The organism is Pseudohongiella sp. (assembly GCF_040877505.1).
Classification (GTDB): domain Bacteria; phylum Pseudomonadota; class Gammaproteobacteria; order Pseudomonadales; family Pseudohongiellaceae; genus Pseudohongiella.
On sequence record NZ_JBBDNQ010000010.1, the window covers coordinates 118,912 to 137,766 of the forward strand.

Genomic DNA, 18,855 nt, shown 5'->3' on the forward strand with positions numbered 1-18,855 from the left:
ATTCCATTGGTATCAAGCCTGATCCTTGAGACGACGCAAAGCGGTAAACAGTTCCACCCCGGTGTCGAGTTTCTGTTTCACGTGTTGCTGTACAGTCGCCTGCAGACTGGGACTGTGACAACGTAAAAACGGATTGGTTCTCTGCTCCAGCAAAATCGTCGAGGGCAACGTCGGGCGCATTTGGTCCCGCTTCCTGCGTTCGGCGATCTGGCGTTCAGCAAGGTCGGCATTGTCCGGTTCGGCACCGGTTGCGAATGCCAGATTAGCGAGTGTGTACTCGTGCGCACAAAATACCTGAGTGGAGCCCGGCAGCGCGGCCAATCGCTGCAGCGAAGTGTACATCATTTGCGGATTGCCCTCAAAGATGCGACCACAGCCACCGGCGAACAGGGTATCGCCACAAAAGAGCAGGGGCCCGGAGGGGCTGTCGTTGTCGTTGCCGGCATGAAAGTACACGATGTGATCAAGTGTGTGACCCGGAGTCTCCATGATGTCGAATACATGGCCGAGAATACTTATCTTGTCACCGTCACTGAGTGTGGTTGTCAGTTGCCTGATATGGCCACGGGCAGGCCCGTAAACCGGCACCTGTGCGGTTGCCAGCAGGCCGTCTATGCCTCCGGTGTGATCGGCATGGTGGTGGGTGATCAGAATGCCGGCCAATATTGCCTGATGACTTGCCAGCCAGGCATTAACCGGCTCCGCATCACCAGGATCCACCACAAATACCTGGCCGTCTCCGTTTTGCAACGCCCAGATATAGTTGTCATTAAAGGCAGGGATGGGCGATATTGTCAGGGACATGGGCAAACTCCGGACTTTCTGCTGTGGATTGTGTTGGCTGCAGAGCGATGATAGCAGATCCTGTTTGTTGCGTTTGCTCGCCAGGTGCTAGAATCCGGTCAGGGGTATTATTATGATCAAGCCGTTTGCTCGACGCCGTGCCATACCGGATCCGGTAGCGCTGGCACCACTGCTCGATGACTGGATGCACAGCCCGTTGGGCAGGGCACTGATTGAGGCCGAAAAGGCACAGTTGGCGCCGATCATCAGTCGTGTTTTCGGTTATCACATGCTGCAGCTGTCCTGCTCCCCGGGTGTTTCCATGCTGGATGAGTGCCCTGTCGGGCATAAGATCCGTTTTGCGCCGGCCTGGGACCCGGAGCGTCAGACCCCGGTGGCGGACAACGAGGCATTACCGCTTGAAACGGACAGTATTGATGCCGTCCTGCTCCACCATGCGCTGGATTTCACTCCGGACAGCCATCGCTTGCTGCGCGAAGCAACCCGGGTATTGATGCCCGGAGGCCGGCTGTTGATTCTGGGTTTTAATCCGGCAAGTTTATGGGGGCTGAACGGGATGATGCGCTGGCACCGGCAGACACCGTGGAATGCGCGTTTCATCTCCCGTCGCCGGCTCACTGACTGGCTCAGTCTGCTTGATTTTCATGTTGAACGGGTATCTTACGGTGGCTTTATGCCGCCGCTCAAACACCCCGGGATGTTGTCCCATGCAGCCAAATTTGAACACTGGTTTGATCGACTGGGCAATCCGACCGGCGCCTTCTATCTTATTGTCGCCAGCAAACAGCGCATGCCATTAACACCTGTGGCACCGCGCTGGAAGAAACTGCGGGCACCGGCGCTCGGAGCGCCGCTGGCTGAAACCGGACGCGTTGCCTCCGGGCGCGGGACAGTCATACCGATGCCGCCGCGCAAGAATTTGCGTCAGGACGACACCTGAATCTACAGTAAAGGATTAGTACATTGCAGGATTTAGTTGAAATATATACGGATGGTGCCTGCAAGGGTAACCCTGGCAAAGGTGGCTGGGGCGTTGTAATGAGCTTTAAGGGAGTTGAAAAGACCCTGCACGGCGGCGAAGCCATGACCACCAATAACCGCATGGAGCTGACTGCGGTGATCAGGGCGCTGGAGGCATTGAAGAAGCCCGACTGCAAGGTTGTGCTGCACAGTGATTCCAAGTATGTGCTTAACGGCATTGAACAATGGTTGCCGGGCTGGAAACAGCGTGGATGGAAAACCGCAGCAAAGAAGCCGGTATTGAACCAGGATTTGTGGCAACGCCTGGATGCCCTGAGCCAGGCGCATGACATTGACTGGCGCTGGGTCAAAGGACACAGCGGCGACACAGGCAATGACCGCGCTGATGAGCTGGCCAATCTTGGTATCGCGGAGCTTTAACCGCAGGGCTTAAACAGCAGCGCTGTACTGCGGGGATTAACGGAGAATTATGCGTCAGATTGTATTGGATACGGAAACCACCGGCCTGGATCCGGTCAGCCACCGGATCATCGAGATTGGCTGTGTTGAACTTGAGCGTCGGCGCCTGACCGGTCGGCACTATCATCAATACACCAACCCGATGCGGGACGTCGATGAAGCCGCCCAGGAAGTGCACGGCATCAGCAATGAGTTTCTCAATGACAAGCCCGAGTTCTCCGCGATCGTGGACGAATTCCTGGCTTTTGTCACCGGTGGTGAACTGCTGATTCATAACGCACCCTTTGATATCGGCTTTCTCAATGCAGAATTGGCACGTCTGGGTAGCGCCTACGGGCGCATGGAAGACTACTGCACAGTGACCGATACACTGGGCATGGCGCGGCGCAAGCACCCCGGTCAGCGCAACAGTCTGGATGCCCTGTGTAAACGCTACGGTGTCGATAACTCGCAGCGTGACCTGCACGGCGCGTTGCTGGATGCGGAAATCCTTGCTGATGTGTATCTGATGCTGAGTGGGGGGCAAACCGATCTGTCACTGGCGGCCGATGAATCAACTGAGCGGAAAGAGCAAAGCCCTGACCAGGGCCTCAGTCGTGAAGGACTGGTATTGACAGTGATTCAGCCCAGTGCCGAAGAGCTCAGTGCACATGATTCCCTGCTGTCACAGATCAACAAAGTCAGTGGCGAGCGCTGCCTCTGGCTGCTGGGTGAGCAGACCTTGCCGGCCGCCGGTGTTGAAACTGGCAGCGCGGCCGGGTTGCATGAGTTGAATGATGGCCTGGATGATGACGACCTTGAAGATGATCTTGCCCGGGAGCTTGTTTGACCACTGATTCTCACCGCCCTGCGAGCGGGCATAATCTGATTCTGTTCTTCGACGGCTGTCTGCTGTTGAATGGCGAGTCGCCGATGTGGCCCTCGGCCGCACTTGACGGCTGGGATGCCTGCACCCGCTCAAGAGTGCACGTGGCACCATTGCAGGCGGAACATCCACCCTGTGATGCGGTGCAATTGGCCAGCGTGCCACCACCGTTGACACATGTTGAAGCCATGCCGGTGCGGCAATTTCTCCTGCACCAGGGTTTTGATGCCTTTGTGCTAGCAGGGCGGGCGAGTCAGTTGCTGAACTGGCAGCGAACACACCGGTTCTGCGGCTCCTGTGGGGCGGCAAATGCCTTTCGATCGCCGGGGCAGATTCTGTATTGCCCGCACTGTGAAGTGGACTATTACCCCAGAATCAATCCCTGCATTATTGTACTGGTAACCCGTGGTGATAGAATCCTGCTCGCCCGAAGTGTCCGGCGGGGCGCGACTTTTTTCAGTTGTCTGGCCGGGTTTATTGAACCCGGTGAGAGTGCCGAGGAAGCTGTGGCAAGAGAAGTGTATGAAGAGGTGGGTATTAAAATAACCAATATCCGCTACGTTAAAAGTCAGCCATGGCCATTTCCGTCGCAGTTGATGCTGGGGTTCTACGCCGACTATGTCAGCGGTGACATCGTGCCGGAAGCGGCCGAAATTGCCGAGGCGCATTGGTACCCTGTGGACAGTTTGCCGGAGACGCCTGCGCCGGCAATCAGTGTGGCAGGGCAATTGATACAGGAATATTGTGATGCCGCGAGGGCATCTGCAGATCTGTAAAAGGAGTTGGGACATTGGAATACGTGATTGAATATGGGGTTTTTCTGGCCAAGACAGCAACGATTGTTGTGGCCGTGTTTGCTATTCTCAGCATGATGATTGCTGCCGGGCAGCGTAATCGCCGGCATCTGCAGCGTGGTCAGCTCAGCGTGACACACGTCAACAAGGAGCTGGAATCGCTGCAGCAGGGTTTGCAGCGTTCCATTCTGGACAAGTTTTCCCTGAAGCGCTTTCACAAGGCAGAAAAGAAGCGGCTGAAAGATGAAGAAAAGAAACAAAAGACCGACAGTGGTGAAACCCGCCGGCGCCGTGTTTATGTGTTGAGCTTTGACGGTGACCTGGAAGCCTCGGGGCTGGATTCCCTGCGTCAGGAGATCACTGCGGTGTTGACCATGGCAGAACCGCAGGATGAAGTCATGTTGCGCCTGGAAAGTCCCGGTGGCATGGTGCATGCCTATGGCCTGGCATCATCACAATTATTGCGTTTTAAACAGAAAGAAATTCCACTGACCATTTGTGTAGACAAGGTGGCCGCCAGTGGCGGCTATATGATGGCCTGTGTCGCCGACCGTATTATTGCGGCGCCGTTTGCCATTCTCGGCTCGATTGGCGTACTGGTACAGCTGCCCAATATTCACCGTTTGCTGAAAAAGAACGATGTTGATTTTGAGATGATTACCGCGGGTGAATACAAGCGCACCCTGACACCGTTCAGTGAAATTACTGAAAAAGGCCGTGAAAAAGTGAAGCAGGATGTCGAGGAAATGCATGACCTGTTCAAGCAGTGGGTCAAGCAGTATCGTCCTGTGGTGGATATTGATGTGATCTCCACAGGTGAAACCTGGGTGGGATTGCAGGCGCAGGAGCGCAAGATGGTGGACGCCATAAACACCAGCGATGATTACATTGTTGATGCCTGCAAAGAGTCAGATGTTTATGAAGTGAACTACGAAATCCGGGTGCCCCTGGGCGAAAAACTGGGGGGCGTGCTGCAAAAGGCCATGGACAAGACATTGTTGAACTGGTGGCAGCGCTTGCGCGAACAGCGCCAGTTCTGAGATTGTTCGGGCTTATCTGCAAGCAGGACATTTAACAGGGTCGGCATCCGGCGATGCCTTGACCACCATTCAGCAAAAGACGGGAAACATTATGAAACTGGATCAGGAAATTTTTGACGCCTTTGTGGTGCAGGACACAGCCGCCCAGGGTGACAAACCAGTCTATCGCGGCGCTGTTGAGCAGCGTAAAGTAGCCGACCTGCCAGCCGGTGATGTGTTGATTCGTGTTGCGTATTCGTCGCTCAATTTCAAAGACGCGTTGTCGGCAGCAGGTAACAAGGGCGTAACACGACAGTATCCGCATACCCCCGGCATTGACGCGGCGGGCGTGGTGGCTGAATCGGGTGTTGCTGGTTTTGCTGCCGGTGATGAGGTCATCGTGATTGGTTACGACCTGGGCATGAACACGGCAGGCGGTTTTGGCCAGTTCATTCGTGTACCTGCCGACTGGGTGGTGAAACGACCGTCGGGCCTCAGCCTGGCGGAAAGCATGATTATCGGCACTGCCGGTTTTACCGCAGCTTTGTGCGTCGACAAGCTTTTGCAGAATGGACTGCGGCCGGAACAGGGGCCGGTGCTGGTGACCGGCGCCAGTGGCGGCGTTGGCAGTTTTGCGGTAGCACTCCTGGCGCAGCTGGGTTATGACGTCACCGCCATGAGTGGTTCAGAGTCGTCACACGAATTTTTGCGAAGCCTGGGCGCCAGCGACATTATTGGTCGGAGTGACTATACCGAGGTGTCGCCCAAGCCCATGTCGAAAGAGCTATGGGCAGGTGCGGTGGATGTTGTGGGTGGCGATATTCTGTTCAATGTCATCAAGTCACTGCAGTACGGTGGCAGTGTTGCCTGTTGCGGGCTGGTTGCCTCGCCGCAGTTTCAGGCCAGTGTGTTTCCGTTTATTTTGCGCGGGGTGAATCTGCTGGGTGTGGATTCGGTGAATCTGCCACTAGAGCATAAGCGCCAGGTTTGGCAGAAACTGGCTACACAATGGAAGTTATCGCATCTGGCCGAACTGGAAACCCGTTTGGGTATGAATGAGCTGGCTGATGCACTGGCCCGTGTATTGCGCGGGGAGAGCACGGGTCGGCTGGTGCTGGATCTGTCGGCTTGAGGCCGACAGATCCGACCAAAGACCAGGGAATCAGGCCCGGCGACGAAACAGTGGCACGGGCCTGTCTACACTGGCCTGATAGGCGTCCCTGAAGTCGTCAAAGGCGCCAAGTGCCGCTTCAATATCCTGGTCTTCACGCAGGGCAAAGGCATTAAAACCGCAACGTGCCATGTAAAACAGTTGATCGCGCAGAACATCGCCAATAGCCCGGATCTCACCCTCAAATCCCATGTTCTGGCGTAATTCGCGGGCGCTTGAGTAGGCCCGGCCATCGCTGAAAGCGGGAAAATCCAGCGCTATCAGTGGCAGTCGCGACAGATCCTCAGCAAGATCGGCCGGTGTTTCCTTGCTTTGCAGCCAGACACCGGTTCTGCCTGATCTTGCCAGCAGTTGTTCGCGGATTTCCAGCCAGCAGGTCAGGGGCACGATGATGTCGTCGCTCTCGTGTTCTGCCAGTTTGTCGGCCTGGGTGTCGCCCAGCGTGTCCGCTGCCAGCAGATGCCAGGTGTCGGTGCAGATGGCGCCATCCTTGATAATCTTTTTACTCATGAACTGGCTCCTTGCCGACCGGCTCTTTTTTGCCATACAGGGCATCCTTGAAGGGTTCCATACCGACACGTTGGTAGGTATGCAGAAAGTTCTCCTCAGGCTGGCGACTTTCTTTATACACGGCAACAATCTTTTCGATAACCACGGGAATTTCGTCCTGGGAAAACGCAGGGCCAACAATTTTACCCAGTGACGTATCATTGTCAGCAGAGCCGCCCAATGATACCTGGTAATATTCCTCGCCTTTTTTGTCCACGCCCAGAATGCCGATGTTGCCGACATGGTGATGACCACAGGCGTTCATGCAGCCGGAAATGTTCAGCGACAGGGCGCCGATGTCGCGCAGTTCCTGGTGGCTGAAACGGCGCTGAATGGATTCCGCAATCGGGATTGATTTTGCATTGGCCAGCGCGCAGAAATCGCCGCCGGGGCAGCAGATCATGTCGCTGAGCAAACCCAGGTTGTCGGCTTCCAGGTCATGTGTTTTCAGATCCTGCCAGAGTTGGTAAAGCGCATCCTGAGTGACATCGGCAAACACGATGTTCTGGGTATGGGCGATACGCATTTCGCCGAAGCTGTAGCTGTCGGCCAGGTCGGCAACAAAGCGCATCTGATCTGAATCCAGATCGCCCGGCGCAAAACCGGTTTTCTTGACGCAGATAGTGACGATGGCGTAACCGGGTTGTTTGTGTGCGGCAACGTTTTGCTGGTACCAGGCGGCAAACAGGACATCGGTGCTCAGCGCCTGTGCCAGGGTGTCGCTGTGTGTCGGCAAATCCCTGTAGTCCGGATCGTGGAAAAAGGCGCGGCAGCGTTCGACTTCATCCTGGGTCAGTGTCATCGGACCATCCTTGATGGCCAGCCATTCAGCCTCGACCTTGTCGCGAAAATCGTTTACCCCGGTCTCCTTGACCAGAATCTTGATGCGCGCCTTGTATTTGTTGTCACGACGTCCTTCACGGTTGTAGACCCGCAAAATGGCGTCGAGGTATGTCAGCAGGTGCTCCTGCGGCAGGAATTCACGGATTTCACTGCCGATGACCGGGGTGCGGCCCAGGCCGCCGCCGACCAGCACACGGAAGCCGATCTCGCCGACCTGGTTGCGAACGATGTACAGGCCGATATCGTGCACCTGGGTCGCCGCCTGGTCACGCCGGGTGCCACAGACCGCGATCTTGAATTTACGTGGCAGGTAAGCGAATTCAGGGTGAAAGGTTGACCACTGGCGAATGATTTCACAGTAGGCGCGAGCGTCCTCGACTTCATCAGCAGACACGCCGGCAAACTGATCGGTGGTGGTATTGCGAATGCAGTTACCACTGGTCTGGATGGCATGCATCTCGACCTCGGCCAGATGCTCGAGAATATCGGGTACCTCGGCCAGCGCAGGCCAGTTGAACTGAATGTTCTGTCGCGTGGTCAGGTGGGCATAACCTTTATCGTAGTAGTCTGCAATATGGGCCAGTTTGCGCATCTGCGTGGACGAGAGCATGCCGTAGGGAATGGCAATGCGCAGCATCGGCGCCAGGCGTTGAATGTACAGGCCGTTTTGCAGGCGCAACGGCAGGAACTCCGGATCGCTGAGCTGGCCTGCCAGATAACGGGTGGTCTGGTCCCGGAATTGTGCTACACGATCAGCCAGCATCTGGTGATCGTAGTTGTCGTATCGGTACATAGCTGTTATTGCCGCCTTGTTGGTCGTGTTTCGCTTGATTCTCTTGATTCTGGGCCGGAAGTCATTAAAATGCGCCTCCGAAAGTTTTTATATCCTGTTTGCATCGTCTAAACTGCTTAAACGCCAATTGAACTGAGTTGAGAGAGACACTATGAGCAATGTGAGTAATGACAGCCCTGAGAGCTGCTATACCGAAGAAGAAATTCAGGCCAACAGCCGCGCCGATGCGCTGGCGATCTTCTCGTTGGTTGTGATTGTGGTCGGTCTGGTGGTTTTTTACGTTGCCAGCTAAGCCGGTATCGGTCTAGCTGTTTCGATCTAGCCCAACACCACATTAACCACCACAACCAGCGTCAGTACAAATAAGACAGTGAAGATCAGCGCGGCGGCGACAAAGCCCTTGATGGAACCTTTTTCAAAGTCGCGCTCTTTGTTTTTCTGATTCTGTACGCCAAAGCTGGCCTGGCCCACGCTAAGCATCGTTTGCCAGAACGACAGCTTTTCCCCACCTTGCTCTTGTTTGTTCAAGTGTCTGTTAAAGGCCTCATCTGCGGGCTTGTCAGCCGATTCCTGCCCGTTGTGCTGAGTCATAAGTGCTCCCGGATGGCAACAAAGCGAACTCTGTTGGCATCTTACTGTTTATCTATTGTATCAATAAGATCCAGACAAACTAACTCAATTTATCGATAAGCTAATCCAGCAGATTAGGTCGTAACAGACGGCGGGCGTCGTCATCACTGAGTTGACGCCTGTCAGCAAAATCGGCGACCTGATCATCGTTGATTTTGCCTACTGAAAAATATCGCGATTCGGGGTGAGCAAAATAGAAACCACTCACAGCCGCCGCCGGCAGCATGGCGTAACTTTCTGTCAATTCCATGTTTATCGACTTTTCCACACCCAGCAAATCAAAAATCGCGACTTTGTCGGAATGTTCGGGGCAGGCGGGGTAACCGGGGGCCGGGCGGATGCCGCGATATTTTTCCTTGATCAGGGCGTCGCTATCAAGCTTCTCGTCCGGGGCATAAGCCCAGTATTCGGTACGCACGCGTTCATGCAGGTGTTCTGCAAACGCTTCAGCCAGGCGATCAGCGAGCGCCTTGACCATCAATGAGTTGTAGTCATTGTTTTCTGCCGCGTAACGTTCAGCCAGTTCCTGGGCACCGATACCGGCGGTGACCGCAAATGCACCAACGTAGTCACTGACAGGGTGGTCGGCCGGGGCAATAAAGTCAGCCAGTGACAAATTGGGAATATTGGTCGCTTTCGCGGCCTGCTGGCGCAGGAAGCTGAAGGTATGCAGCTTGTTTTTGTGTGCGGTGTCGTCATACAACGTGACGTCGTTGCGCCCGGTGCGTGCTGCCGGCCAGAAGCCGAAGACACCCTGTGCGCGCAGCAGTTTTTCATCAATCAGCTTTTTCAGCATGGCCTGGGCATCGGCAAACAGATCGCGTGCGGCTTCGCCAACCACCTCATCCTGCAGAATGGCCGGATACTTGCCTGCCAGGCTCCAGGTGATGAAAAACGGTGTCCAGTCGATATAGGGCACCAGCTTCTCCAGCGGGTAATCATCCAGTACCTTAGGCCCGGTAAAGGCGGGCGGGGTGATGGTACTGTCGTTCCAGCTGAAGTCCCCGGCATTGTTGTTGGCTTCGGTGAAGGTCAGCAGGCTTTTGCGCTGGTCGCGTCCCGAGGTCCGCGCACGCACGGTGTCATACTCGGCTTTGACGCCGGCGACAAAACTGTCGCGGGTTTCATCGCTGAGCAGGTTGCTCACCACGGTGACGCTGCGCGAGGCATCGGGCACGTACACCGTCGCGTTGTTGGTGTAGTTCTGCTCGATCTTGACGGCGGTGTGTGCTTTGGATGTGGTGGCCCCGCCGATCAGCAAAGGTACTTTGAAATCAAGCCGTTGCATCTCTTTTGCAACGTGAACCATTTCGTCCAGTGACGGGGTGATCAGGCCGCTGAGACCGATGATATCCACCTTGTGCTCTTTGGCTGCCTGCAGGATTTTGTCGCAAGGCACCATGACCCCCAGGTCGATGATGTCATAGTTGTTGCAGCCCAGGACAACGCCGACAATATTTTTGCCGATGTCGTGAACGTCGCCTTTGACGGTTGCCAGCAACACTTTGCCCTTGGCTTTGCTTTCGCCACCGGCCTGTTCATGTTTGAGCTTTTCAGCCTCGATATAAGGCAACAGGTACGCGACCGCCTGCTTCATGACACGAGCGCTTTTTACCACCTGAGGCAGAAACATTTTGCCGCTGCCGAACAGATCGCCCACGACGTTCATGCCGTCCATTAGCGGGCCTTCGATGACCTGAATGGGACGATCGAATTGCTGCCTGGCTTCTTCAGTGTCGTCGTCAATGTAACGGGTGATGCCTTTGACCAGGGCGTGGGTAATGCGCTGGCCCACCGGAGCGTCGCGCCAGGCCACATCTTCAGTGGATTCATGGCTGCTGCTGCCACTGTATTTGGCGGCAATTTCCATCAGGCGGTCAGTGCCATCGGCGCGCCGGTTAAGCACAATGTCTTCCACCCGTTCTTTCAGTTCAGCCGGAATGTCATCGTAGACGGTCAACTGGCCGGCGTTGACGATACCCATGTTGAGCCCGGCCTTGATGGCGTGGAACAGGAACACCGAGTGAATGGCTTCGCGCACCGGGTCATTGCCGCGGAATGAAAACGACACGTTGCTGACACCACCGGATATCAGGGCGTGCGGCAGATTCTGGCGAATGTACTGGCAGCTTTCGATAAAGTCGACGGCGTAGTTGTTGTGTTCGTCGATACCGGTGGCGATGGCAAAGATGTTGGGATCAAAAATGATGTCTTCAGGCGGAAAATCGACCGCACTGACCAACAGGTCGTAACTGCGTTTGCAGATATCACGTTTCTTCTGCAGGGTGTCGGCCTGACCATTCTCGTCGAATGCCATCACCACGACAGCAGCGCCGTAGCGACGACACAGACGGGCCTTGGCGAGGAAATCTTCCTCACCTTCCTTCAGGCTGATGGAGTTGACAATGCCTTTGCCCTGGATGTTTTTCAGGCCGGTTTCGATAACCTCCCATTTGGACGAATCGATCATTACCGGTACCCGGCTGATATCCGGCTCGGCCGCGATCAGGCGCAGGAATTTTTCCATGGCTGCGCGCGAATCCAGCATGCCTTCGTCCATGTTGATATCGATAACCTGGGCGCCGGACTCAACCTGTTGCAGGGCCACATCGAGGGCTTCGTCATACAGGCCCTCCAGAATCAGGCGCGCGAATTTGCGCGACCCGGTGATATTGGTGCGTTCACCCACATTGACGAACAGGCTGTCGGCGGCAATGTTGAAGGCTTCCAGGCCGCTGAGTCGGCATTTCACCTCAAGCTCGGGTATCGGGCGGGGCGGATATTTGTTGACGGCATCGGCAATGGCACGGATGTGCTGTGGTGACGAACCGCAACACCCACCAATAATATTAAGGAAGCCGCTGGCGGCAAATTCTTCAACAATGTCAGCCATTTCCCGTGCGCTTTGATCGTACTCGCCGAACTCGTTGGGCAGGCCTGCATTGGGGTGCGCGGACACAAAGGTATTGGCCAGACGCGAGATTTCCTCGATGTGCGGGCGCAGCTGTGCAGCCCCCAGAGCGCAGTTAAAACCAATGGAAAGCGGGCGTGCGTGCGACAGTGCATTCCAGAAGGCTTCGACGGTCTGACCGGACAGGGTGCGACCGCTGGCATCGGTGATGGTGCCGGATATCATGATGGGCATTTCGATGCCCAGCTTTTCCATGGTGCTTTGCGCGGCAAAGACAGCGGCTTTGGCGTTCAGGGTGTCAAAAATGGTCTCGAGCAGCAGAATATCTGCGCCACCGGCGATCAGGCCCTCAACCGCGACTTCATAGTCTGCCACCAGGGCGTCAAAATCGGTGGCACGATACCCCGGGTCGTTGACATCCGGTGACATGGACGCCGTGCGGCTGGTGGGCCCGACCACACCAGCGACAAAACGCGGGCGTTCCGGATTCTGTTGTGTCACCGCATCGCAGCATTCACGAGCCAGCTGCGCCGCTGCGTAGTTAAGCTCCCGAACAATGGCCTGCAGGCCGTAATCGGATTGTGAGACGGCGGTTGAGTTGAAGGTATTGGTTTCAACGATATCGGCGCCGGCATCAAGATAGGCGTGATGGATTTTCCTGATCACGTCCGGGCGGGTCAGTGTCAGCAGGTCATTGTTGCCCGCCAGATCACTGGGATGTTCGATGAAGCGCTCACCCCGAAAATCAGCCTCTTTCAGTTTCTCCGCCTGGATCATGGTGCCCATCGCACCGTCCAGCACCAGTATGCGCTGGCTGAGGGCTTGGCGAAGGGTGGCGAATGCTGGGTGCTGTTTCATGATCAATTCCATGGTTCGAATGACCGGCCAGGGTGTTTAGTTGGCAGCCGACGTCACTGTTGTGGCAAATTCAAGGAGGCGCAATTCTACCAGAAGGAGAGCACGCCCGGATAAATTTGTGCCTTTTCCATGGCGGGAGCTGCAAAATCCATAATAACCGAGTAAAATGGTTGGTTATTAGGTCTGAGCAACGACAGAGAAACAACTGAGGCTCAACAACTACAGTCAAGCAAGACAAGAGGCATGCCGTACTTATGGTCACGATTACAGAACCCGCACAGGAATATTTGGCAGAACTGTTAAAGAAACAGGATTGTGAAGGCATTGGTATCCGCGTGTTCATCCTGGATCCGGGGACGCCCAAGGCCGAAACCTGTATCTCTTTCTGTCGCCCGGGCGAGGAGAAGGAAGAGGATGAGCAAAAATCCTACCCCCACTTTGATGCCTGGCTGGAGCAGCGCAGCATCCCGTTTCTTGAGGATGCCGTGGTGGACTATGCGAAAGACAGCATGGGTGGGCAATTGACTATCAAGGCACCCAACTCGCGCCTGCCCAAGATTCGTGATGACAGCCCGCTGGAAGACCGCATCAATTATGTCCTGTACAACGAGATCAACCCATCACTGGCGTCGCATGGCGGCGTGGTCAGCCTGGAAGAGATCGTCGAGGATTCCATTGCGGTACTCAAGTTCGGTGGCGGTTGCCAGGGCTGTGGCATGGTTGATGTAACGCTGAAAGAGGGCGTGGAAAAAACCCTGGTCGAGAATGTGCCGGGTTTGACCGGTGTTCGCGATGTCACGGATCACAGTAATCGAGAGAATGCGTATTTTCAGTAACTGAGTATGTGCAGGCGTCGGCGATGGCCCTTGCTCTTCAGGCCGGGTAGCGTTGGCTGAGCGCCTGGTACAGCTGGGCGGGGTAATCATCTGCACTGGCAGGCAGGCTCGCCATTACCTCGACCAGATGCTCATTGTCTTCCTTGCCGTGCCATATTTTCTGATAGCTGCCTTCCTTGTAACCATGATCCTGGCGAAAGAAGTTCAACACGTTCTTGCTGACATATTGAGCGAACAGGTCATCCCAGCTCATGTTGCAGTCCTGCATGATGCTGGCAAATACCGGGATTTCGATACGCCTTGCGGCCGCCAGTGCCGTCAGTAGCTCGAGCTTGTCGAGCAGGGTCATCGATGTCAGTTGATAGGAATGGTTGTCGAAACTGATATCGCTGCGATTGCTTTTGCAGTCCTGCAGCAGAATCTGACTGGCGAGTTTTTCGTTGCCTTGCTGCCTGAGCAAAATCTCGGACAATACAAAATGCCAGATGTCGATGACTTCCATCTGCAGCTGTGCCATGTCCATATCCTGCTTCTTCCACCACTTCCAGCCATGATGCTCTATGGCTTCTGCCGCTTCTACAACAACGGCCCTGAGGTAGGGGTAGGCTGCCGTGACCCAGTCAGGATCGACTTTGCTGTTCATGGCGGATTGCAGTGACAACATGGTATTGATCTGCTGTTGCGACGGCATCAGTGGTGCTGGCTGAGACATGGAGGTCGTGTTTCCTGGCTGCGATATTCTGACGGAGGGAGCTTAACGTAAAAGATCGGGGCGTGAAAGCTGAGGTATCAGGCCTGTTGTCTGTGCGTGGCTATTTTCTGGCTGACAGGTCCGACTTTTGCTGCTGCAGAGACTGCAGCATCTCCTTGCGACTTTGCAACATGTCTTTGTAGGAAACACGCTGCTCAATGTCATTGGCATCGAGGTTATGCAGCCAGGCACTCAGGATTTCGATTTCCATGTTGAGCTGGCAAATACCTTGATCGAGCAAGTCAGGCTCTATATCAGGCGTCCTTGACCGTTTGCGCTTGTCTGTAAAGGTCATTCCGGTGATCCTTGATCTTATTGGCAGCTACTATATCCTGTTTAAGAGTATCGGCCACCTACCCGAATGCATTAGATGCCTTCGCAGCCGGTCTATGCATAAGTCCCGCGAGCACACAAACCCCCGCGGGCGCTGGTCAGCTGATCCGTTAGCGGTATAGCACCGCTTGGGTATCATGGTCAATTGTAAGCGAAATGTGAACAGGTTCGCATATTGCCATCAAAAGGGTCAAGAGATTGATGTTAGCCATTGTTTGTCATGAAAAATTCGGGCACTTTTGTTAGTTTTCGGTTCGCCGAGCATTGCCAGCAACTGTTTGCGATCTGACTTGGTCAGAAGCCTGAGCTCTCGATAGCCAATGTCCGACCAGGGCATACTGAGTTTTTCAAGCGCCTGCGGATTAAATCTTTCCCCCAGGGTTTGCCGGGTCGGCGCTGGCAAACCATCAATCTTGTCATGCAGAAAACTAGCCTGGGCAGCCAGGCGGTACAGCCGGTGCAACCATTGCTGGTATTCTGCTGAGTCCTTGTCCGTGTTGCGGATGGCTGCGCGGATAACGCGTGCAGCATGGTCAAAGCTTTGCCATTGCGGCCATGCCTGTTGGCAGGCTGCCAGTGCTGCGTCATATTGCCCCTGGTCCCGGAGTATCTGGCAGCGTTGGCGCCAATCGCCCCCGGAGGTCGCTGCGGTTGTCTCCGTGCTTGTGGTTACCGGCGTGACTTCGCGGACCAGAGGGGGAAGGGGCTGATCCCGCTCAACAACGTCCTGCCGTATTCGCTCGTGATGCCGACGCAGTATGTAAATGATGCCCACCAGTAACATCAGTGCCAGCACAAGACTGAATATAACCATCTATGCAATGCCCTCCAGTTTCTGGCTACTATATCAGGTCAGGCGAGATCAGGTCAGATGGGTAAGCCGGTCAAAAAGTAGGCGCACAAAAGACTATCACCGGCATGACAGATTTGTTATTATGCGCGCGCTGTCTGTTTGACCGGTTCCGATCGGAATAAGCAACGCTGATCGGAAAAGTCAGAGTAGATCAAAATAGACAAAAAATACCTTGACTGCGACAACGAAGCTACTTAAAATTCGCGCCGCTTTCTGCAATAAGGCAGAAAAATTTTTTTCTGTCCCCTTCGTCTAGAGGCCTAGGACACCGGGTTTTCATCCCGGCAACAGGGGTTCGAAACCCCTAGGGGACGCCATATTTTAAGCCTGGCTTTTGCCAGGCTTTTTTTTTGGAATTTGAGAAGCGACCATGTCACATGCCGATTCACAAAATGCCATCTCCATCCGCAATCTCTGTAAAACCTATGCCAATGGGCATGTTGCCCTGAAAGGCATTGATCTGGATGTCAAAGAAAACGATTTCTTTGCCTTGCTGGGTCCCAATGGTGCAGGCAAGTCGACCATCATTGGAATCATTTCAACACTGATCAATCCCAGTGATGGCAACATCAAAATATTTGGCAAAGATGTTGCCAGCCATGTCTACGAAGCGAAACTGTCGCTGGGTGTGGTGCCGCAGGAAATCAACTTCAGTCAATTTGAGAAAGTGGCCGATATAGTCATGACCCAGGCTGGCTATTACGGTCTTAAAGGCTCCCTGGCGCGCGAGCGCACCGAAAAATATCTGAAGAAGCTGGATCTGTGGGACAAGCGCGACAACCGCTCCCGTATGCTGTCCGGTGGCATGAAGCGCCGATTGATGATTGCGCGCGCCCTGGTGCACGAGCCGCGGTTGCTGATCCTGGACGAGCCCACGGCCGGCGTTGATATCGAATTGCGACGCTCCATGTGGACGTTTCTGCAGGAGATCAACCGTAAGGGCACGACCATCATTCTGACCACGCACTACCTGGAAGAAGCGGAAAGTCTGTGCCGCAATATTGCCATCATCGATCAGGGGCAGATCGTGGAAAATACCAGCATGCGGGCGCTGCTCGGCAAACTGGCCATGCAGACCCTGGTGTTTGATACGGTCAATGAAATTTCCACTGCACCTCAATTCAATGATCCGGAGGTCAGCTGCCAATGGATTGATTCGCACAGCTTTGAGGTCACCATGAGCACGGACCGGGATATTAACGCTTTGTTCACGGCGCTCAATCAACAGGGTGTGCTGATCAAAAGCATGAGAAACAAGACCAACCGGCTGGAAGAATTGTTTTTGTCCCGTTTGAAAAGTCAGTAAACCAAAATCAGTCAATCATCATCGGTCTATCCTCAAGGGTGTTCGCATGTTTGCCAACCACAAGTACATAGCCTTTGAAACCATCCTTGTAAAAGAGGTCCGGCGCTTTACCCGTATCTGGTTGCAGACTCTGGTGCCGCCAGCCATAACCATCGGTTTGTATTACCTGATCTTCGGAAATCTGATCGGTCGGCGTATTGGTGAAATGGGAGGTTATGCCTACATCGATTTCATTGTCCCTGGCCTGATCATGATGGCGGTCATTCAGAATGCATATGCCAACGTGTCTTCGTCATTTTTTAGCAACAAGTTTCAACATTGCATCGAAGAGATACTGGTGTCGCCTGTGCCCAATTATGTCATTCTGCTGGGTTTTGTTGCCGGCGGCATGGCACGGGGGCTGGCAGTGGGTGTGATCGTGACGTTGATGTCATTCGTGTTTACCTCGCTGAGTATTGAACATGTCTGGCTGACAATACTGGTCGTCCTGTTGACGGCGATGGTATTTTCACTGGCGGGATTTATCAACGCTTTGTTCGCCAACACCTTCGATGACATTTCCATAATTCCAACGTTCGTGTTGACTCCGTTGATATACCTCGGTGGCGTGTTTTATTCGATAGAATTGCTGCCCACGGCAGGGCAATGGGTGTCAGCACTGAACCCGGTTCTGTATATGGTCAACACGTTCCGCTTTGGCATTCTGGGCAGCAGCGATGTCAACATTTACTGGGCATTGTTCATGCTGGTTATGTTCAGTGCGCTTTTGTTTGCGGTGGCGCTGATATTGCTGCGCCGTGGCACGGGCTTGAGGCATTGACATTCTGATGAAGGCAGTTCGCCCCGTTCAGCGTTCGGGTAACGTTGTTGTTGAGTCACAGTTGAGTAACAGTTAAGTAACAAAGGTCTTTGGTGCCATGTCTGACAATCCTCTGGGCAAACAAACTGTTTATCCGAGCACATACGATCCGGATCTGTTGTTTCCGGTTTCGCGCGCCGAGAATCGCAGCAAAATCCTGAATGCACCAGACCAACTTCCGTTTGGCGGATTTGATCATTGGCGCGCCTATGAATTGTCCTGGTTATCGCCGACCGGGCAACCGGTAGCGGCGTTAGCGGATATTCTGGTGCCATGTGACTCGCCTTTCCTGATTGAATCAAAGTCGATGAAACTTTATTTCAATTCCCTGAATATGAAAATGTTCAAAAATACAGAGTCGGTACGCGCACGGATCGCGCTGGACCTGGGTGAGGTCGCGGGTGCGGCGGTGCAGGTCAGTCTCTATGCGTGTGACGATGCACTTATGCATACCAGTCATGTGCCTGATGGCTGCCTGCTTGATGACTTGACAGTGAATGCCTCAGTTTACCACCCGGATCCGGCGTTACTGCAATGTCAGCCAGACACTGAGGTCAGCGAAACCTTGTACAGTCATTTGTTCCGGTCCAACTGCCCGATTACCGCGCAACCGGACTGGGGCAGCATCAGGATTCAGTATCAGGGTTCCGCGATTGATCATCACAGCCTGCTGTTGTACCTGATTTCGTATCGACAGCATGAAGGTTTTCACGAACATTGTGTGGAGCAGATATTTCAGGATCTGTCTGCGGCTTGCCGGCCGCGGGAACTGCAGGTCAGTATCAATTTTCTGCGTCGCGGCGGGCTGGAGATCAACCCCTTGCGTAGCAGCAACAAATCCGTTGCGCTTCAGCCACTGCCGCGACTGCTGCGACAATAGGGGATTGAAGCCTGTCGATAGTGTTTTCCTGACAACAGCGCTGCTGCGTGCAGTGAAGTTGCTTGTAATTGAAATAGCCCTGATATAAAGTTACGCGCCTTAAAACGGTGAGGTGTCCGAGAGGCTGAAGGAGCACGCCTGGAAAGTGTGTATACGGAAACGTATCGAGGGTTCGAATCCCTCCCTCACCGCCATATTTAAGAAAGCAGGTGCCCAAGCGGCCTGTGATCTGTAGCAAAAAAGCTGAAGCCAGCCCGGGAGGGAGGCGAACCCGATAGAGGGTCGAAAAGTTGCGCAGCAACTTAAAACGAGCGCGCCAGCGCGAAGCCCGCAGGGTCAAACAGCCGGCAGGCTGTTTGA

General features: G+C 54.4%; 19 protein-coding genes and 2 tRNA genes. 13 read left to right on the forward strand and 8 right to left on the reverse strand.

Annotated elements, in window-relative coordinates; all coding sequences use genetic code 11:
* Positions 1 to 12 precede the first annotated feature (12 nt).
* Entirely contained in the window at positions 13 to 804 is a 792-nt protein-coding gene (gene gloB / locus WD071_RS03750; RefSeq protein ID WP_368046986.1) for a hydroxyacylglutathione hydrolase, read from the reverse strand.
* A gap of 112 nt (positions 805 to 916) precedes the next feature.
* On the opposite strand from gloB, the gene WD071_RS03755 reads away from it, so the two are divergent.
* From WD071_RS03755 to WD071_RS03780, 6 genes are all read left to right on the forward strand, one after another.
* Complete coding sequence (locus tag WD071_RS03755; RefSeq protein WP_368046987.1) at positions 917 to 1,744, forward strand: class I SAM-dependent methyltransferase; 828 nt, start codon at positions 917 to 919, stop codon at positions 1,742 to 1,744.
* A gap of 23 nt (positions 1,745 to 1,767) precedes the next feature.
* Positions 1,768 to 2,205, forward strand: coding sequence for a ribonuclease HI (gene rnhA / locus WD071_RS03760; RefSeq protein WP_368046988.1), 438 nt, complete (start codon positions 1,768 to 1,770; stop codon positions 2,203 to 2,205).
* A gap of 49 nt (positions 2,206 to 2,254) precedes the next feature.
* Positions 2,255 to 3,073, forward strand: a complete 819-nt coding sequence (gene dnaQ / locus WD071_RS03765) for a DNA polymerase III subunit epsilon (protein ID WP_368046989.1) — start codon at positions 2,255 to 2,257, stop codon at positions 3,071 to 3,073.
* A complete protein-coding gene (nudC, locus tag WD071_RS03770) occupies positions 3,070 to 3,885 on the forward strand; it encodes an NAD(+) diphosphatase (RefSeq protein ID WP_368046990.1) in 816 nt (271 codons plus the stop codon). The genes dnaQ and nudC overlap by 4 nt, the downstream gene beginning before the upstream one ends.
* A 14-nt stretch (positions 3,886 to 3,899) precedes the next feature.
* On the forward strand, positions 3,900 to 4,943 hold the full coding sequence (sohB, locus tag WD071_RS03775) for a protease SohB (RefSeq protein WP_368046991.1): 1,044 nt from the start codon (positions 3,900 to 3,902) through the stop codon (positions 4,941 to 4,943).
* Between the two features lie 91 nt (positions 4,944 to 5,034).
* Positions 5,035 to 6,054 (forward strand): YhdH/YhfP family quinone oxidoreductase, encoded by a 1,020-nt coding sequence (locus WD071_RS03780; RefSeq protein ID WP_368046992.1) that lies wholly within the window; start codon positions 5,035 to 5,037, stop codon positions 6,052 to 6,054.
* A 30-nt stretch (positions 6,055 to 6,084) separates the two neighbouring features.
* Here the strand turns inward: WD071_RS03780 and WD071_RS03785 are convergent, their stop codons facing one another.
* Both WD071_RS03785 and WD071_RS03790 read right to left on the reverse strand, forming a co-directional pair.
* The gene (locus tag WD071_RS03785) at positions 6,085 to 6,603 is read right to left on the reverse strand and encodes a DUF934 domain-containing protein (protein ID WP_368046993.1); all 519 of its coding nucleotides are present in this window, start codon (positions 6,601 to 6,603) and stop codon (positions 6,085 to 6,087) included.
* Positions 6,596 to 8,278 carry a nitrite/sulfite reductase gene (locus WD071_RS03790; protein ID WP_368046994.1) on the reverse strand — a complete coding sequence of 561 codons (1,683 nt, stop codon included), beginning with the start codon at positions 8,276 to 8,278 and terminating at the stop codon, positions 6,596 to 6,598. The genes WD071_RS03785 and WD071_RS03790 overlap by 8 nt, the downstream gene beginning before the upstream one ends.
* A gap of 151 nt (positions 8,279 to 8,429) precedes the next feature.
* On the opposite strand from WD071_RS03790, the gene WD071_RS03795 reads away from it, so the two are divergent.
* Entirely contained in the window at positions 8,430 to 8,570 is a 141-nt protein-coding gene (locus tag WD071_RS03795; protein ID WP_368046995.1) for a hypothetical protein, read from the forward strand.
* A 26-nt stretch (positions 8,571 to 8,596) separates the two neighbouring features.
* On the opposite strand, the gene WD071_RS03800 is transcribed toward WD071_RS03795, so the two are convergent.
* Positions 8,597 to 8,869: a DUF2970 domain-containing protein gene (locus WD071_RS03800; protein ID WP_368046996.1), complete on the reverse strand. Its 273-nt coding sequence runs from the start codon at positions 8,867 to 8,869 to the stop codon at positions 8,597 to 8,599.
* Positions 8,870 to 8,969: 100 nt separating this feature from the next.
* Positions 8,970 to 12,677, reverse strand: a complete 3,708-nt coding sequence (metH, locus tag WD071_RS03805) for a methionine synthase (RefSeq protein ID WP_368046997.1) — start codon at positions 12,675 to 12,677, stop codon at positions 8,970 to 8,972.
* A gap of 254 nt (positions 12,678 to 12,931) precedes the next feature.
* Here metH and nfuA point away from each other — a divergent pair, with 254 nt between their 5' ends.
* Positions 12,932 to 13,513, forward strand: coding sequence for a Fe-S biogenesis protein NfuA (nfuA, locus tag WD071_RS03810; protein WP_368046998.1), 582 nt, complete (start codon positions 12,932 to 12,934; stop codon positions 13,511 to 13,513).
* Between the two features lie 37 nt (positions 13,514 to 13,550).
* On the opposite strand, the gene WD071_RS03815 is transcribed toward nfuA, so the two are convergent.
* The 3 genes from WD071_RS03815 to WD071_RS03825 form a co-directional block, all read right to left on the reverse strand.
* Complete coding sequence (locus tag WD071_RS03815) at positions 13,551 to 14,225, reverse strand: dUTP diphosphatase (protein ID WP_368046999.1); 675 nt, start codon at positions 14,223 to 14,225, stop codon at positions 13,551 to 13,553.
* A gap of 100 nt (positions 14,226 to 14,325) precedes the next feature.
* On the reverse strand, positions 14,326 to 14,559 hold the full coding sequence (locus WD071_RS03820; protein WP_368047000.1) for a hypothetical protein: 234 nt from the start codon (positions 14,557 to 14,559) through the stop codon (positions 14,326 to 14,328).
* A 228-nt stretch (positions 14,560 to 14,787) separates the two neighbouring features.
* Complete coding sequence (locus WD071_RS03825) at positions 14,788 to 15,411, reverse strand: hypothetical protein (protein ID WP_368047001.1); 624 nt, start codon at positions 15,409 to 15,411, stop codon at positions 14,788 to 14,790.
* A 280-nt stretch (positions 15,412 to 15,691) separates the two neighbouring features.
* Here WD071_RS03825 and WD071_RS03830 point away from each other — a divergent pair.
* The 5 genes from WD071_RS03830 (at position 15,692) to WD071_RS03850 (ending at position 18,689) form a co-directional block, all read left to right on the forward strand.
* Positions 15,692 to 15,767 (forward strand) — tRNA-Glu (locus tag WD071_RS03830).
* Positions 15,768 to 15,820: 53 nt separating this feature from the next.
* Positions 15,821 to 16,756, forward strand: coding sequence for an ABC transporter ATP-binding protein (locus WD071_RS03835; RefSeq protein WP_368047002.1), 936 nt, complete (start codon positions 15,821 to 15,823; stop codon positions 16,754 to 16,756).
* Positions 16,757 to 16,802: 46 nt separating this feature from the next.
* Complete coding sequence (locus tag WD071_RS03840; protein ID WP_368047003.1) at positions 16,803 to 17,576, forward strand: ABC transporter permease; 774 nt, start codon at positions 16,803 to 16,805, stop codon at positions 17,574 to 17,576.
* Positions 17,577 to 17,673: 97 nt separating this feature from the next.
* A complete protein-coding gene (gene queF / locus WD071_RS03845; protein WP_368047004.1) occupies positions 17,674 to 18,495 on the forward strand; it encodes an NADPH-dependent 7-cyano-7-deazaguanine reductase QueF in 822 nt (273 codons plus the stop codon).
* A gap of 106 nt (positions 18,496 to 18,601) precedes the next feature.
* Positions 18,602 to 18,689: transfer RNA gene (locus tag WD071_RS03850), tRNA-Ser, on the forward strand.
* Positions 18,690 to 18,855 lie beyond the last annotated feature (166 nt).